This window comes from Paenibacillus sp. 01L418 (genome assembly GCF_056400045.1).
This window is the reverse complement of sequence record NZ_JBFTSN010000126.1, coordinates 1-15,272: the sequence shown is the minus strand read 5'-3', so window position 1 is coordinate 15,272 and position 15,272 is coordinate 1. Positions and strand designations below refer to the sequence as shown.

Here is a 15,272-nt window from a genome sequence, read left to right as displayed (position 1 = left end):
ATGCTTCTCGGCGGTCTAGGGATTTATATAGGAAGATTTTTACGCTTTCATTCTATTCATTTGTTTACGGAGCCTTTGTCTTTATTGAAACAAGTGCTAGATTCATTAAACGGAAATTCATTGCTGTTCATCCTATGGATGAGCGTTTTACAATTTATCGTTTATTGGTTTTTTGTAGATTCAAAAGGGAATGAAGCTTGATGGAGGGAACACCTTACTTATAGAAATTTAATAAAAACCTCCTTTTAATTGAGCTGATTCAGCTGCTTTAACGGGAGGTTTTCCTATTGTGCTATCTTTTCGTCTTATAGTTACGGCTGCCRTATTACCCTCCGTTGTGAAACTTTCCTCACTATTTTTTTAAATACCATATAGCAGAATGATACGGCAGGCGCTGGGTCGCTTAAGCTCCAGATGGCAGGCGCTCTTTTGACAAAATGGGATTTAACGATTGGCAGGACGCTTAACTGTTTGGTTCGGACATAATCACGCGATGAAATAAGATCTTCAAACAAAAAGCAGAAGGCGATCCCTGTATCGCTTGTAATCGCATAGCTTCCAATCGGCTTGCCTACAAGCTCGTTGTAAGCGAGCAGTGGGAAGTTAACGCCACATTTTTGAAGGAGGGGGTCCAGTGTAGTCGTTCTTGCATTAATCTCCAGCAAATAATACTTGCCGGTTACCGCATCTTTTTTGAATTCAATTTCGGCGAAGCCCTTATAGCCAATCGCTTCTAGAAAAGGGGCACCGATGTGGTAAAGCTCCTCTATGTACTTTTGCTTTGTAAAGGAAGAGGCGCCAAAGTTAATCGGGAATTGCCGTAGTTTTTGACAGGTCATCCAGTGAGTTACCTTTGAACTCTGATCCAAGTAGGCATCAAGCGTATAGACATGGTCATCGAAGCCGGGAATAATTCTTTGCACGATAACCTGAAGTTTAGCTTGCCTCGATTTCTCGATTGCAGCTCTCATTTCCTCCAAGTTATGGCATGTGAATATTTTGGCTCGGAAAAAGTCCACGAAAGCTGGAGAGTCCGTGGGTTTCACGATACATGGAAAGCCGATCTCAGCAACGACTCTTTCTTCAAATCGTTCCTCAGCTGGGCTGATCGATTCTGGCACTAATACACCGTGTTTTGTTGTAAGGGTATGGAGATACTCCTTATCCATAATATTGCTCCAAAAGCCTTGAACGTTCATATTTATATGGTAGTACTTTTTGAGTTCGTCCAAATAAGAATCAACGAACTCCACATAAGGGTCGACGCTCGGAAAAAGGACAGGCTTCTTGTCCTGCTTTTTGGCGTAGTCGATTAAATAGTGCAGAAGCTCCTCTTTCTGCTGTTTATAATGAGGAACAATAATTTGCTCGCTTAAGTATTTGGATTTGGCGCCATATGTATTTTGCTTGGAATAATCCATTGCTACAGTATAGATCCCCTTGGAACCGAGGCCTCTTATGATGCTTAAACCTGTGTAAAAGTTTGAGCCAAGTATGACAGCTTTATTTTCCACCAAACAACACTCGCTTCCTTAGTCATATGAAATAGTTATGTCATTCGCGTTGTTTTCAATCTCTCCTAAATATTGCTAAATATATCATGAGGGTATTTCATTATCAAACACATTTTGATGGATATAGCCATTGTCTGCTCTACTGTATTAGAATAGTTATGCAGGGAATTATTGCAAGCTTAAGTATCTTGTAAGAGGAGAATGGCCATGACACGTGTTCAAGCCGTAATTACTAATCCCTTTTTCGATAAGCCTTTATGGCTTCCTAAAGGAGAGAGCCGAGAAACTGCATATTTATCAAAAAATTCAAGCGCAGAGGATGTTGTTATTTTTCTGACAGTGCTATGTGGCATGAATGATATTGATATAAATAAAGAACCTAATAAAGTGGTAAAAGAACTCATTAATACAGATGAAATTGTACTGAGCGGCGGGATTGCTTTTGAGAGTCATAGCCATGTGATACTTCCCAGTTGTTGCTGTGGATTGGAGCAATGGAAGGAGGTCCTTGACGCGGTCATAAATAAGAAAAGTGCCTGGCTAGGACATGATCCCTTTCCATCTATCGAATACTTGGATCAATCAGTAAGGATTTGGTCGGATGATTACTATGGAGTGATGAATGTAAAACCACCAACAGAACAAGAGAAGCAGAAAATGTTTTTTATTGAATATAACGATATTGAATTGATTGAACAACTGGAGAGTATTGAAGCTGATCTATTGGATTTCTTTAGATACGCATTGGTCAAACAATTATCGATGGTTAATGCTGAGCTATTGGACAAGCTTTTCTTGAAATATTGTGAGTGGCTTAGCTTGAAAATAAAATAACCACCAATCAAATAGGGAGGAAAAAGATGAGAAAATGGATAGCGTATTTGGTAGTCGCAATCGCAGTCTGCGGGTTAATCATTGGCATTAATAAACCATTTGAAAAAGGCGATTATATTCTAGAGAAACAACTTAACAGCAATGACGCTCCAAYCCTATTTGTTGTCTATAACATTTCAAAAAAAGAGGCTAAATCCAAATCGCTTTCTGATTTTTTGAATAACGAAAATCATAACGATGTGATGATTATTCGCGTTGATGATAGAGAGCTTTACAATGACCTGAGGATCGGCGAAAGAGTAACGATCAAAACAAAGGGTTACACGATGTTGTCATCCCCACCACAAGCGGTAGCGGATGAGATTATTAGGCATTCTTGAGCTGCTCTAACGCCGCTTCAATAGGTTTGTCTAGTCGTGTATTCTCCTTGATGTCACTCCAATAAACGATCAGAACGTTTCCTTCCTGATATAATCTCGGAAACGATTTGGAATCGGCATTCTCTGTTTGTTTATGGAGTTCTTCAGCCCCATTAATACGATCTTTTTCAGATTGAAAGATATAAAAATGCATAAACTCAGGTTCATTTTCTTTCTTATTTAGTGGCATTCCTACGGAATAGACCTCGGGAATAACATCGTTTAATTTCGGAGGGTAACCTGTTATCCCATAGGATATTAGCTCTAACTTCTGAGCTTCAATCGCTTTAGTTACATCCTCTAAAATAAACTTATTTTCCTTGCTATTTGTATCTTTGGAGCATCCGCCTAAGATGATGATGCATAATAAAATGAAAAATACTGGTTTTATTTTCGACATTACCGATAGTACACCCCCAACATAATAATAATGCTGCCTTACGACATTTACTTGTAATCATATAGACACCTTAATAATTGATAAGGTTGCATTATTTGGATGGATTAGCCATTTGGAAAGAGTTAAAGTCTAACGAATCGTAAAGAGCTTATTTTGCGGAAGAGTGATGTTTAAAAACGCTAACGAATCACAGCAACGCTATTAGGTGCTTTTGTACACGAAAAGGGATGTTTTAAAGGAAATAAGGTTGCTAGTGTTCGTTACATTTTTTAAAAGCGGAAATGTAGGCGGATAACGTGTATCAGATTCGTTACAGATAATGATGATACCTCTGGTGGCGCTGGAAGTGGTGGTACTTCTAGTACTTCTGGTACCGCTGGTATCTCTGGTATCTCTGGCACCTCTGGTACCTTTGGAACTGCTGGTATTTTTGGTACCTCTAGTACCTCTAGTACCTCTAGTACCTCTAGTACCTCTAGTACTGCTGATACTGCTGGTTTCGCTGGTACCGCTGGCACTTCAGGTACTTCTGGTACTTCTGGTACTGCTGGTACCGCTGTCGCCTCTGACACCTCTGTCTGCTCTGTCACCTCCCTGGTACTCATGATACTTCTGGTGGACAGTTCATCATGTACTCTACCTATTCGCATACAAATGCAAATGCATCGCTATACACAAACTAAAACGCAAACCGGCTGCTAGAAGGCTGCGCCTTTCGGATATGCTCTCCGTATTTCGGAATGCTCACCGTAAACTGCGGTCTTGTGCTATATTTTGAGAGAGTAACGATGATAGTTCCAAACCATACATATAAGGAGGCAATCCGATGATGAGCGTGCATAGCAACAACAATGATGTAAGCGGTTTCGTTAGGGCGGAAGGTAAAAAGTTGCTTAATGGAGACGGCAAAGAAATTGTTCTGAGAGGCGTTGGGTTCGGAAGCTGGCTGCTGCCGGAAGGCTATATGTGGAAGTTTCCGCAAGGCGGAGACCGTCCGCGCAAAATCGAGGCGATGGTCAAGGAATTAATCGGCGAAGAGAAAGCAGCACAGTTCTGGGATAGTTATGTGGAGCGTTATGTGGATGAGATTGATGTCCGCGAAGTGGCGAAGCAGGGCTTTAATTCCGTGAGGTTTCCAATCAATGCCCGCGGAATTCTAGAGCAAGGCGAAGAGATCATTTTTAATGAAAAGAGGCTTGCACGAATTCATGAAGTGATTGAATGGTGCAGAAAGTATAAGCTGTATGTCATTTTGGATTTGCACGGGGCGCCAGGCGGGCAGACGGGAGCCAACATTGACGATTCGGAAAATGATTTGCCGGAGCTGTTTACGGATCGCCGCAACCAAGAGCTGACGATCGCGATTTGGCGAATGTTCGCAGAGCGCTATAAAGACGATTGGATTATTGCCGGATATGACCTCTTTAATGAACCTCTTCCAGATTGGTTTAACCAATATAACGACCTTGTAGAGCCGCTGCACAAGGAAATTACAGCAGCGATCCGTGAAGTGGACAAGCGTCATATGATCATTATTGAAGGGGTGCATTGGTCAACGGATTGGAGTGTATTCACAGAGAAATTTGATGATAATTTAATGCTGCAATTCCATAAGTATTGGAACAACCCCGATACGGAAAGTATTCAGAAGTATATAGATAAGCGTGAGGAGTGGAATGTGCCGATCTTCATGGGCGAAGGCGGTGAAAATAACGCACAGTGGTACAGCGGAGCATTCCAAATGTTCGAGGACCATCAGATTTCGTGGAATTTCTGGACGTGGAAAAAGATGAACACATCAAATTCTCCGTACTCTATTCGTATGCCGGAAGGTTGGAATCTGCTGACGGCTTATTTGGAGGGCGGCGCTAAACCGGATGAAGCAACGGCGGAAGCGATCTTAAATGAATATCTCGATAATCTGAAAGTGGACAATTGTGATGCGTTCCCGGGCATATCCCGTGCGCTGCTGCGTCACCTTCCGCTCCAGATTCCTGCTGAATTTTATGGACAAGGTGAGGGTGCCGGCTTTGGCATCGTGAACAAGAAAACGAACAAGACAGGACTGCGTGCAAGTGACGGCGTGCCAATGAGGATGATTACGGGCAAGACCGAGATGCCAAGCTATCATTCAGAGGGCGGCAAGGTTTGGGCAGAGGATAATACGCTTTGTGTTGAGCTGCATCAAGGGGATTGGCTTGCGTATGATGCTTTGTGCGTCGAAGCAAAGTCATTTGATCTGCATGCAGGGCTGCTAGCAGCTGCGGGTCAAGCGACATTATCCATTGAACTAGAAGGCCAAGAGCCGGTGAGCTGTGAGGTAAACGGTGAGGATTGGACGGAGAGCCTGCTTCTAAAGGACATCCATCTACCAGCTGGAGCAGTTCGTGTCATCATCCGTATTTTAAGCGGCAGTGTAGATTTGGATTGGATTGAATTTTCGTTTGCTAAATAGAATGAAAAAAAATGTGATGCGAGGCAGGTTCTGCCAGCATCACATTTTTTTGTGCGCAAAAAACGGTAGATGCACCCAAAACCGAAAAATGGTCACCTGAATACGAAATCTAAAGCCTTACGAGACAGGAGCCAACAATCTACAATTAAAGTATAAGAGATGCAAGGGCTTACATCAGATTTTCAACAGCATGGGGGTAATTATTTTGAAAACACAGCTAGGTTCAGCGCCTGCTTCCTTGCCTGCTGCGGACGCAAAGGCAGCAAGAAGCAAATGGTTCAAAAAGTTGTACAGCCAACGGCACATTCAAATTATGGCGTTACTAGGCGTGCTATGGATGATTATATTCAACTACGTTCCTATGTATGGCGTTATTATCGCCTTTAAAGAATTCAACATTGTTAAATCCATAAGCGAGGCGCCTTGGGTTGGCTTTATGCACTTTAAGGAGTTTTTCCAGGATGAGAGCTTCGTTGATGTCATGAAAAATACACTCGGCATCAGTCTTATCAAACTTGCAATCGGATTTCCACTACCTATTATTTTTGCATTATTTTTAAACGAGGTTCGTTCGGTCGGCTTCAAAAAAGCGATTCAGACCATTTCGTATTTGCCTCACTTTTTGTCATGGGTTATTCTCGGCGGTATTCTTGCCACTTGGCTTTCGGATGTTGGGATTATTAACAACGTTCTTCTTGCTCTTAATTTCATCGATGAGCCGATTTCCTATTTGGCAGAGCCTAGCTACTTCTGGAGCATCATCATTACATCAGATATATGGAAAGAGCTTGGCTGGTCCGCCATTATCTATCTTGCGGCTATTGCCAGCGTATCTCCAGAGTTGTATGAAGCAGCAACAATTGATGGCGCAGGACGTTTTCAAAAAATGTGGTACGTCACTTTGCCTAGCATTAAGGCGACGATCTCCATCCTGTTCATTCTAGCAGTGAGCGGCGTGCTTAACTCGAACTTTGACCAGATTCTAGTGCTGCGCAACTCATTGAACGAGAGCGCGAGCAACGTTATCGATATTTATGTTTATCAGACGGGCATGCAGCAAGGACGTTATTCTTACTCGACTGCTGTCGGATTGTTTAAGTCTTTAATCGCATTAATTCTATTGCTTATTGCAAACCGAGTAACGAAAAAAATGAACGATACTTCACTGTTCTAGAAACGGAGGCGACTAACCGTGTTTAATATTAAACGTAAAACAAAAGGAGAAGCATTTTTCGATATCTTCAACAATTTCGGTATGCTGCTCATTTGCTTCGCGACCCTATATCCGATTTGGTATGTGCTGGTCAATGCCTTCAATGAAGGGCAGGACGGCATGCGCGGCGGGATCTACTGGTGGCCGCGGGTTTTCAGCATCGAGAGCTTCGACGCGGTTTTCCAAAGCAGCGGCATCATGACTGCGATGGGAATTACCGTAGCCAAAACACTGCTTGGCACGGTGCTTCACGTGTTTTTTACGGCGATGGTTGCTTATGCATTCTCACGCAAAGGCCTCATCGGCGGCAAAATATATATTCTCTTCGGAACGGTTACTTTGTTCTTCGGCGGCGGTCTAATCCCGACCTACCTGCTTATGAGAGACCTGCATTTGCTGGATAACTTCATGGTCTATATCATTCCTGCCATGTTCAGCTTCTTCGATCTTATTATCTTCATGACCTTCTTCCGGGATATTCCGGATGGCCTTGAGGAAGCAGCCAAAATTGACGGAGCAAATGACTGGTCGATATTTGTGCGAGTGATTTTGCCAGTATCGATGCCGGTTATCGCTACAATCGCTTTGTTCCACGGGGTATACCAATGGAATGATTATTTTGCCGGCGTAATCTACATGAACAACATGGACATGCAGCCGGTACAAACTTATTTGTACCGTATTGTTGCTCAGTCCAGCTCTAGCCAAATGTTGGCCGCTATCCCTGGAGGTATAGGGAAATCCGTTACTACACAATCCATCAAGCTGGCTACGATGGTTGTCACGACCCTTCCAATCGTTATCGCTTATCCGTTCCTGCAGAAGTATTTCGTAAAAGGAATGATGATCGGTTCGATTAAAGGTTAACTTATGGCAGTACCTTCCGCCCTTTATTGAGCAGAGGATTGCATATATAATCATTCATACAGAGAAGGGGAAGACAAACATGAACAAGAAGCTTAAGCTCAAAAATGTATTGATGCTGATGGTCGCAACGGTTCTAGTCTTTACGACCGCTTGCTCTTCAGGCGGCAACAAAAACAATGGCAAGGAAGAGGGCAATGGCGCTTCTGCTGAGCAAGTGAAGCTTACTCAGGACGATAAGGGCTGGGAAGTGGACAAAAGCCCAATTACGTTCGACTGGTACATCAACTTCTCTTGGTTCCCTAACAAATGGGGCGTAGATGCGACTTCGAAATATATTACTGAAAAAACTGGCGTTAACATTAACTTCATCGTTCCAGCCGGCAACGAAGCTGAGAAGATGAATACAATGATCGCTTCGGGCTCTTTGCCTGACTTTATTACACTAGGCTGGTACGAAGATGCGGTTAAGAAAATGATCGAAGGCGATCTAGTCCTACCGCTGAACGAGCTTGCTGATCAATATGACCCTTACTTCTACAAAGTAACAGACCCTGCTAAGCTTTCTTGGTACAAACAAGAAAACGGCAATGTATACGGTTATCCGAACTCTTCCTCATCACCTAAAGACTATGAGAAATTCGGAGACAACATTACATCCACGCAAACCTTCCTTGTGCGCAAAGATATGTACGAAGCACTAGGCAAACCGGATATGCGTACGCCGGAAGGCTTCTTGAATGCACTTGAGGCTGCGAAAAAAATGTATCCTGATGTGAATGGCCAACCGCTTATTCCACTAGGCATGTATGATTTCAGCGACACAGGCAACGCGTCGCTTCAACATTATATTCAGAACTTCCTTGCTATTCCTTACGATAAAGATGGTCAGCTGTATGATCGCAATACAGATCCTGAATACGTAAAATGGCTGAAAACAATGCGTCAAGCGAACGAAGACGGCTTGCTGTCGAAAGATATCTTCATTGACAAGCGCCCGCAAATGGAAGAAAAAATTGCACAAGGCCGTTATTTCGCAATGCTTTACGCTAGATCTGACCTTGCAAACCAACAAAATGCACTATTTGCAAATGATCCGAACTCCATCTACATTGCTGTAGACGGTCCTGCTAATACTAACCTTGATCAGCCGACGCTTGCTGGTCCATCGATCTCAGGTTGGACAGTAACTCTGATCTCCAAAGATGTGAAAGACAAAGCGCGCGCGATTCGTTTCCTAGACTATTTGATCTCGGAAGAAGGACAGCATGATACGTTCTTCGGTAAACAAGGCGTAACTTGGGATAACATTGATGGCAAAGACCAGTTCTTGCCAGACGCATTGAATCTATTGAATACAGATCGTGGCGCTTTCGACAAGCAGCTTGGCGCATCCCACACGTTCTGGATGATGATGGATACGAACCTAACGCCAATCTGGTCTCCGCCAGCTGTTGAGCCATTCAAGCAATTGGAAGATTGGACTCGCGGCAAGGCGAAGAGCTTGTCGGAATTCGACCAGTTGAACCCAACTGGCACTTCAGCCGAAGGTATTATGAACACAAAAATAGATCAAGAGTTTGGTAAAGTATTGCCAAAACTAGTGCTTGCTAAATCGGATGCAGAGTTCGATAAAATTTGGGGAGATTTCCTAAAGAAACGTGAGACTCTTGGATTCAGCAAAGTACAAGCCTACAAACAAAAGAAATACGAAGAAAATGTTGCGAAGTTGGACGCAGCAAAATAATATAATCATTTCTACCACTTAGGGGGAAGACCCCAGCGAAAGGTACTCCAGAACCGGAAACGGTCTGGGGTGCTTTTTGTGCAATATAAGAATAGCTGTTTTTGCTTGACGGGGAAGATAATCGAGTGAATGAAATACAGAGCGGAAGTGAGAGCATTATGGGCAGAAAATTTCGGTTACATCTTCAGTCTGCTACGAATTGGCTGGGACATCGATCGATGCAAAGCCGCCTTGTGGCGGCTTATATCGTCATATTATTAATCCCTAGCATCGGCGTATCGAACTATCTCTTTAATCAGATTAGGGATAGTTATATTAACGATACCTTTAAGCAAAGCCAATACTTGCTTGAAATGGAGAAAGTGAATGTTCTAAATCAGATTGAAGCTATGGAACGGGCTGCCCAGCTCACGCTATCGAAATCTGAAATTTTGGATTATATTTCAAAGGATGAAGAGCTTCCTGTTGAAGAGCTCCTCGACTTATATCGCGGCGCCCTTACCGACATGATCAACATTCAAATCAATAATCCAAATATTGTCCATCTTCGATTGTTTGCAAACAATGATCATATGTCCGAAGTTTGGCCGATTATTTTCCATGAACGCCGGATTCAAAAAGAGCCGTGGTACGCCAAGCTGGATCAATTGGATGGCRAGGAGATGTGGATATTCAAAGAGCAGGATCTCGACATTTTGCATCGTTACGTGACGGATGTTAACGAGCAAATGCCGAAGGTTTCACTCCTGCGCGTCGTGAATTCCGGAAGCAAGCGTATTGGGATTATCCAAGTCGAAATGCTGCTGAAGCAGTTCTCGCCTAAAGCGTTTGCCAATATTAAGGATGACGGGTCACAGATGATGCTTGCTGATGGCAACGGAACTATTTTTATGGATGACAATCAACCGTTTGTCGGCAGTGATCCAGAGCTTCATCAAGCCATTTTGCAAGAGTTCCGTGAAATGAATGAGCAAGGGGTTAAGGAAAAGCGATTTTCTGTAAATAAGCATCCTTATTTGCTGGTCTCCACGCCTGTGGAACAAGTCAGTGCGCATATTCTTAATGTGGTGTCGTTAAAAAATGTTGATGAACGCGTATCCAGAGCCGAGAGACAAATCATCGCTGCTAATATTATTTTGATCGGTCTATTGTCCTTCATAACGTATTTAATGAACTCCTTTATTCTCAAAAATCTGAGTCGTCTCACAGAGGCAATGAAGAAAGTAAGAAGAGGAGAAATGCCAACGGGGCTTCCTTTGGGCGGAGGCGGAGAAATAGGCGAGCTAGCGCATCATTTTAACAAATTAATTCATACAATTAATGAGCTAATTGCCCAGGGAGTTAAGAAGCAGGCGCTAACGAAAGAGGCGGAGCTGCGCACCCTGCACAGTCAGATCGACTCGCATTTTTTGTACAATACGCTCGAGAATATTAAGATGCTCGCAGAGATGGAAAACCAGCGGACGATATCCGATTCGCTTACCTCGCTTGGCGGGATGATGCGTTATAATTTCAAGTGGTCTGGCGAGTATGTAAGCTTACAGGATGAGCTTCGCCATATTCAGAATTATATTGCCGTCATGAATATTCGGTTCGACGAACCGATTCAGCTGGAACTAAATATTCCACCCAAGCTGCTGGAGATTGAAGTGCTGAAGATGTCCCTGCAGCCAATCGTAGAAAATGCAGTAAAACATGCATGGACAGGTGTGGAAGAGAGCACGAGCAAAATATTAATTGATGTTATTGAGGATGAGGAAGCAGGCATTATCATCAGGCTGAGAGATAACGGTATGGGTATTAAAGCGGCCCGCTTGGAGCGGTTAAATGAAATGATTCACACCGATAATAGTAACGGGATTTCTTCAGAGAAAGAAACTGGAAACGGAAAACAAGCGTTTGGAATCGGCCTGCGCAATGTTCATCAGCGTATTCGGCTTTATTATGGCAAGTCATATGGATTACAGGTATATAGCAGAGAAGGGCAATTCACAGAAGTAGTCATTACCCTTCCTAAGGTACTGTTGATGGGAGGAAGTTCCGGATATGAGAACAATGCTGATCGTAGATGACGAGAAAAATATCCGATTAGGGCTCAAGACGATGATAGAGAGAGAATTTCCCGAATTGTATCACATTCGAATGGCGATTCATGGAGAAGATGCGTTAACACAATATCGCAATGAACGAGCAGATATCGTAATTACAGATATTCGCATGCCGGTGATGGATGGAATTGAACTCATTAAACAGCTAACTCAGGTGTCGGAGCCGGAGCAGAAACCGATCTTCATTATTTTAAGYGGCTATGACGATTTCTCCTATGCAAAGGCTGCGATAGAATACCAGGTTAAAGATTATTTGCTTAAGCCGATTCGGCGGGACGAGCTGTTTGAATCACTCACAAAGAGCGAGCACACGCTGCAAGCACAAGCTGAATTAGCTGAGCGGGTAGCGGTAAGCGATACGTACCGTGAACAGCTGCAGATAAACAGGCTGAAGGAATGGTTCAGGCAGGATGACCCTGCTTACGATTTTGCAAATGATCTGGAAGCTAAAATCGGATTTGAGCAGTTTACTAGACCATTTACTGTTGCCGTCCTGAATTATAAATCGGAGAGCGGCGACTCCATGAACAAAGAAGAGTTCAAGCTGCTAGTGGAGAAAATGATGCAGCCGATTAAAGGCGTACTGGAGGTCTCGTTTCTAGATAGTGAAGGCAAGCTCGTACTGATCGGCAGCCCAGCATTGCAATTCGAAGAATTGTTTAGGCAGGCTGGCGGGAAGGAGCTGGACGGACTGCGGATGGGGATAAGCGCCGAGGGGAATGAAATCGAAGATCTGTTTCATTGTTATAAGCAAGCTTCTGAGGCGCTGCAATATTCATTCATTTATTCGAATTGCCGTCTGCTGCATCATGAAGACATTCGAGCTAAGCGGCAGTATTATCCGGTGCCAGAAGAAGAAATTCGCAAGCTTGGCAACATGCTCGGAACCGATCGGGAACGGGAGGTTCAGGAGCTGCTGAAGCAAATTTTCCATACCGAGGATATACCAAATGTAGATATTGGCTACTTAAAGCTGGTAGGCAAAATGATCAATGAGCAGGTTCTGGACGAAGTATTTCGTATTTACGGTGAAGAGTCGATCGAGGTATTGAAGCTGTATCGTAAAGTGGGCAGTATGGATAATTTCCGCAGCTTTCACGACTATTATCGGAGCTTGGAGCTGCTGCTCTCAAGCGTGAACGACTATGTCAGAGGCATACGCTCAGCGTATAGCGAGCATTCAGAGATTAAAGCAGCGGTTAATTATATGGAGGATAACTATTATCGTCCGCTTAATATGGCTGTCGTGAGCAATTATGTTGGCCTTAATTACTCCTATTTCAGTGAAGCGTTCAAGGTTCATACGGGCGAGAATTTTGTATTGTTTCTAAAAAAAATTCGTATTCGCAAAAGCAAAGAACTGCTGCTCGAAGGCAATCAGAAGATGCAGGAAATCGGCAGCGCCGTTGGCTTTGAGAACAGCAAGCAGTTTTCTCGTGTGTTTAAGGAGCTTGAGGGAATATCGCCGCAGKAATATCGAATCAAGGTGAGATCAGATGCTGATCAGAGCAAAGAATCGGTAGAACATAAGGTTTAGAGGGGAGGAGCTGCAGGCTCCTCTTTTTTAATTTTCCTTTGTTAACCTCCGATTACGCTAACTTTCACTTTTCCATTGGCTTTCCATATCTCACTAAAACATGCCAGAGTAATTTTAATTCTTGCAGAACTTCTTTGTAGGTTCCTCTATCGCTCCAATGACTTGGATTTCGTTTCAAGTCCATAGCTGCTGCGCCAATCATATTAACATCAATAAAATTACTTTGCGCAATTCTTTTGGCTAGTGAAGGCATCGAAGGACCTCTGAAATTGATAGGAACCTCATCAACTAAAAGGGTAAAGCCCCTATGCCAGTAAAGATCAATTGCATACTTTAAACATAGCTGTTCTAAGACTTGTCCTGTATGGGTGCCCTTAAATGATGGATCGGCAACAAGCGTCTTTACGTCTTCTTTAAGAGAAATGTCACCATGAACCTGAGCTTCGATATAGTGGTCAAGATTTCGATTTGGCTCTTTGTTTGATGGATTTTGGAATGGTTTCTCAAGATTGACGAGCATATGGTCGATTAACTTTCGAACCGTCAGATTGCTTTCACCAATGGCAAAATTATTATAGAACGCATCCCTCATGAGAGCAGCCAAAATAAGGTCAAATTCCTTATACGTCCCCTTTTCCTTAGGGTCTTGGTGAGAATCCAAATAAGTATAAGTGCAACGATGAGAGACCTCAGCGGATAAAAGAAAATAACATGATCCAAACCGTGGAGCAGGTCCATCGGGATGTAACATGACATTGAGTGCCCCATACTTCGGCCGTTCGCTATTGGTTGAGCCATTGATTTGGTACGCTCCGCCAAACATTTTATTTTCCCAAACGTCTCGTTCACCACCTGGAAATGCTGATACACTTCCATTCGATAGGAAAGTCTCGAACTGGCTTTTATAGATCCCCTGCTCAAGTAGTGCTTCAGCAACGCTTTTCATGTTCGGATCTAATCGATCGGGATGAAAGTGCAGCGCAATACTTGCATGAGATTTTAGTTTAGAGACAGCATCTTCAAATGTCTTCAGCTCGATGCTGGACATTTGAAGGATCTCCCTCATTGTTTGCTCCGACTCATTTTTGCGGCTTCTTGCGTAATTTGTTATATACTCTTGAGCTAGTTGCTGAGACCTCGATAATTCCATAGGCAGAAGAGTCCCTTCCCTTTTTTATAGAATCATAATACAGGATGGACAGTAAGGGAAATGCAGATAGCGTTATTAAAAATACTTTATTTTTTTCTGACAATAGAAAGTTATCATGTATAATGATTTACATATGTTGTAAGTATTCAACGTCACCATGTTTAATGATTCTAATAGGAAGACTACATGGCAGAGGTGGGGTAGTAATGGTGTGAGTCACTCCGAGGCAGGTTTGAAGCAAATGACGGAATCTGATCATGAAGTCGCTGTAAAAGCAGCAATTGTTGCTTTTGGCGTGATTCAGTTTTTCAAAAAAGAATGAACTAGACATTACATTGGGGGAATCGTTGTGAGCAATGTGAAAACGCAAAGCTATGAGAACCATGGGCAATATGCACCTTTGTATCATTTTATACTGGCGCCCATTGCGCTTATCTTATTTATCGCGTCGATTGTTCATATATTTAAAGAGCAATTCAGCTTCTCTTCGCTATTAATTTTTGGTCTTTCTGTATGTGTAGTTCTATTAGGGGCGGTTGTCCGTCAGTTCGCAACGAAGCTGCAGGATCGCAGCATTGTTCACGAGGAGAATTTTCGGCATTTCAGGCTTACAGGCAAACCATTGGATACAAGACTTAGCGTGCAGCAAATCATTGCTCTGCGTTTTGCGGAGGATGATGCTTTTCCTGCATTATGCGTGAAGGCTGTTGAAGCGGGAATGAATTCCGGGACGATCAAGAAATCGATTACGAAGTGGAGAGCGGATTATAACCGCGTTTAAAAGCAGGATGATAAAAAGGAAAGAGCAAGGATGGGTTGCAGCCGTCCTTGCTCTTTTTCTGTTTATATCTTTGGATATATACCGTTCTCATGCGTCATGCCAATACGCTTTTTTCTACTCATTAGCATTTCAATAAACAGTAGATTTGGTACCCAGCAAATCCAAGCAATAACGAAGAACGATTCATTCGTATCCGTTATTTTCCATATACCGGCTGCGAGTGCAGTATACAAGCGGAGTGTAATTGCAG

Annotated in this window: 14 protein-coding genes and 1 pseudogene; 10 read left to right on the top strand and 5 right to left on the bottom strand. The window is 43.1% G+C overall.

The genetic code is table 11. From position 1 onward, the window contains the following. Positions 1-201, top strand: a 201-nt coding sequence (locus tag AC1DSE_RS16540; RefSeq protein ID WP_477527913.1) for a DUF1361 domain-containing protein, incomplete at its 5' end; no start/stop codon positions are given. Positions 202-311: 110 nt separating this feature from the next. Here AC1DSE_RS16540 and AC1DSE_RS16535 read toward each other — a convergent pair. Continuing rightward, the gene (locus AC1DSE_RS16535) at positions 312-1,514 is read right to left on the bottom strand and encodes a carboxylate--amine ligase (protein ID WP_477527914.1); all 1,203 of its coding nucleotides are present in this window, start codon (positions 1,512-1,514) and stop codon (positions 312-314) included. A 207-nt stretch (positions 1,515-1,721) separates the two neighbouring features. Here AC1DSE_RS16535 and AC1DSE_RS16530 point away from each other — a divergent pair, with 207 nt between their 5' ends. Next, complete coding sequence (locus AC1DSE_RS16530; protein ID WP_477510848.1) at positions 1,722-2,348, top strand: hypothetical protein; 627 nt, start codon at positions 1,722-1,724, stop codon at positions 2,346-2,348. A gap of 26 nt (positions 2,349-2,374) precedes the next feature. Then, positions 2,375-2,728, top strand: coding sequence for a DUF3221 domain-containing protein (locus tag AC1DSE_RS16525; RefSeq protein ID WP_477527912.1), 354 nt, complete (start codon positions 2,375-2,377; stop codon positions 2,726-2,728). Here the strand turns inward: AC1DSE_RS16525 and AC1DSE_RS16520 are convergent. Further along, positions 2,715-3,167: a hypothetical protein gene (locus tag AC1DSE_RS16520; protein ID WP_477510846.1), complete on the bottom strand. Its 453-nt coding sequence runs from the start codon at positions 3,165-3,167 to the stop codon at positions 2,715-2,717. The genes AC1DSE_RS16525 and AC1DSE_RS16520 overlap by 14 nt on opposite strands. A gap of 269 nt (positions 3,168-3,436) precedes the next feature. Beyond that, on the bottom strand, positions 3,437-3,757 hold the full coding sequence (locus AC1DSE_RS16515; protein WP_477510845.1) for a hypothetical protein: 321 nt from the start codon (positions 3,755-3,757) through the stop codon (positions 3,437-3,439). Positions 3,758-3,993: 236 nt separating this feature from the next. Here AC1DSE_RS16515 and AC1DSE_RS16510 point away from each other — a divergent pair, with 236 nt between their 5' ends. The 6 genes from AC1DSE_RS16510 to AC1DSE_RS16485 all read left to right on the top strand — a co-directional run bounded on the left by AC1DSE_RS16510 (position 3,994) and on the right by AC1DSE_RS16485 (position 13,091). Then, positions 3,994-5,622, top strand: coding sequence for a glycoside hydrolase family 5 protein (locus tag AC1DSE_RS16510; protein ID WP_477510844.1), 1,629 nt, complete (start codon positions 3,994-3,996; stop codon positions 5,620-5,622). 238 nt (positions 5,623-5,860) lie between these two features. Next, a complete protein-coding gene (locus AC1DSE_RS16505) occupies positions 5,861-6,796 on the top strand; it encodes an ABC transporter permease (protein ID WP_339209495.1) in 936 nt (311 codons plus the stop codon). Between the two features lie 81 nt (positions 6,797-6,877). Further along, positions 6,878-7,702 (top strand): carbohydrate ABC transporter permease, encoded by an 825-nt coding sequence (locus tag AC1DSE_RS16500; protein ID WP_477510858.1) that lies wholly within the window; start codon positions 6,878-6,880, stop codon positions 7,700-7,702. A 79-nt stretch (positions 7,703-7,781) separates the two neighbouring features. Further along, positions 7,782-9,446, top strand: a complete 1,665-nt coding sequence (locus AC1DSE_RS16495; protein WP_477510843.1) for an extracellular solute-binding protein — start codon at positions 7,782-7,784, stop codon at positions 9,444-9,446. A 125-nt stretch (positions 9,447-9,571) separates the two neighbouring features. Then, on the top strand, positions 9,572-11,518 hold the full coding sequence (locus AC1DSE_RS16490; RefSeq protein WP_477527911.1) for a sensor histidine kinase: 1,947 nt from the start codon (positions 9,572-9,574) through the stop codon (positions 11,516-11,518). Next, positions 11,493-13,091 (top strand): response regulator transcription factor, encoded by a 1,599-nt coding sequence (locus tag AC1DSE_RS16485; RefSeq protein WP_477527910.1) that lies wholly within the window; start codon positions 11,493-11,495, stop codon positions 13,089-13,091. Before AC1DSE_RS16490 ends, AC1DSE_RS16485 begins: the two co-directional genes overlap by 26 nt. A 64-nt stretch (positions 13,092-13,155) precedes the next feature. Here AC1DSE_RS16485 and AC1DSE_RS16480 read toward each other — a convergent pair whose 3' ends face one another. Continuing rightward, positions 13,156-14,241, bottom strand: a complete 1,086-nt coding sequence (locus AC1DSE_RS16480) for a DUF3626 domain-containing protein (protein ID WP_477510840.1) — start codon at positions 14,239-14,241, stop codon at positions 13,156-13,158. 349 nt (positions 14,242-14,590) lie between these two features. Between AC1DSE_RS16480 and AC1DSE_RS16475 the strand changes: the two genes are divergently transcribed. Further along, positions 14,591-15,022, top strand: coding sequence for a DUF6526 family protein (locus AC1DSE_RS16475; RefSeq protein ID WP_441878700.1), 432 nt, complete (start codon positions 14,591-14,593; stop codon positions 15,020-15,022). Between the two features lie 62 nt (positions 15,023-15,084). On the opposite strand, the pseudogene AC1DSE_RS16470 reads toward AC1DSE_RS16475, so the two are convergent. Continuing rightward, a pseudogene (locus tag AC1DSE_RS16470) lies at positions 15,085-15,272 on the bottom strand (hypothetical protein); the annotation flags it as partial.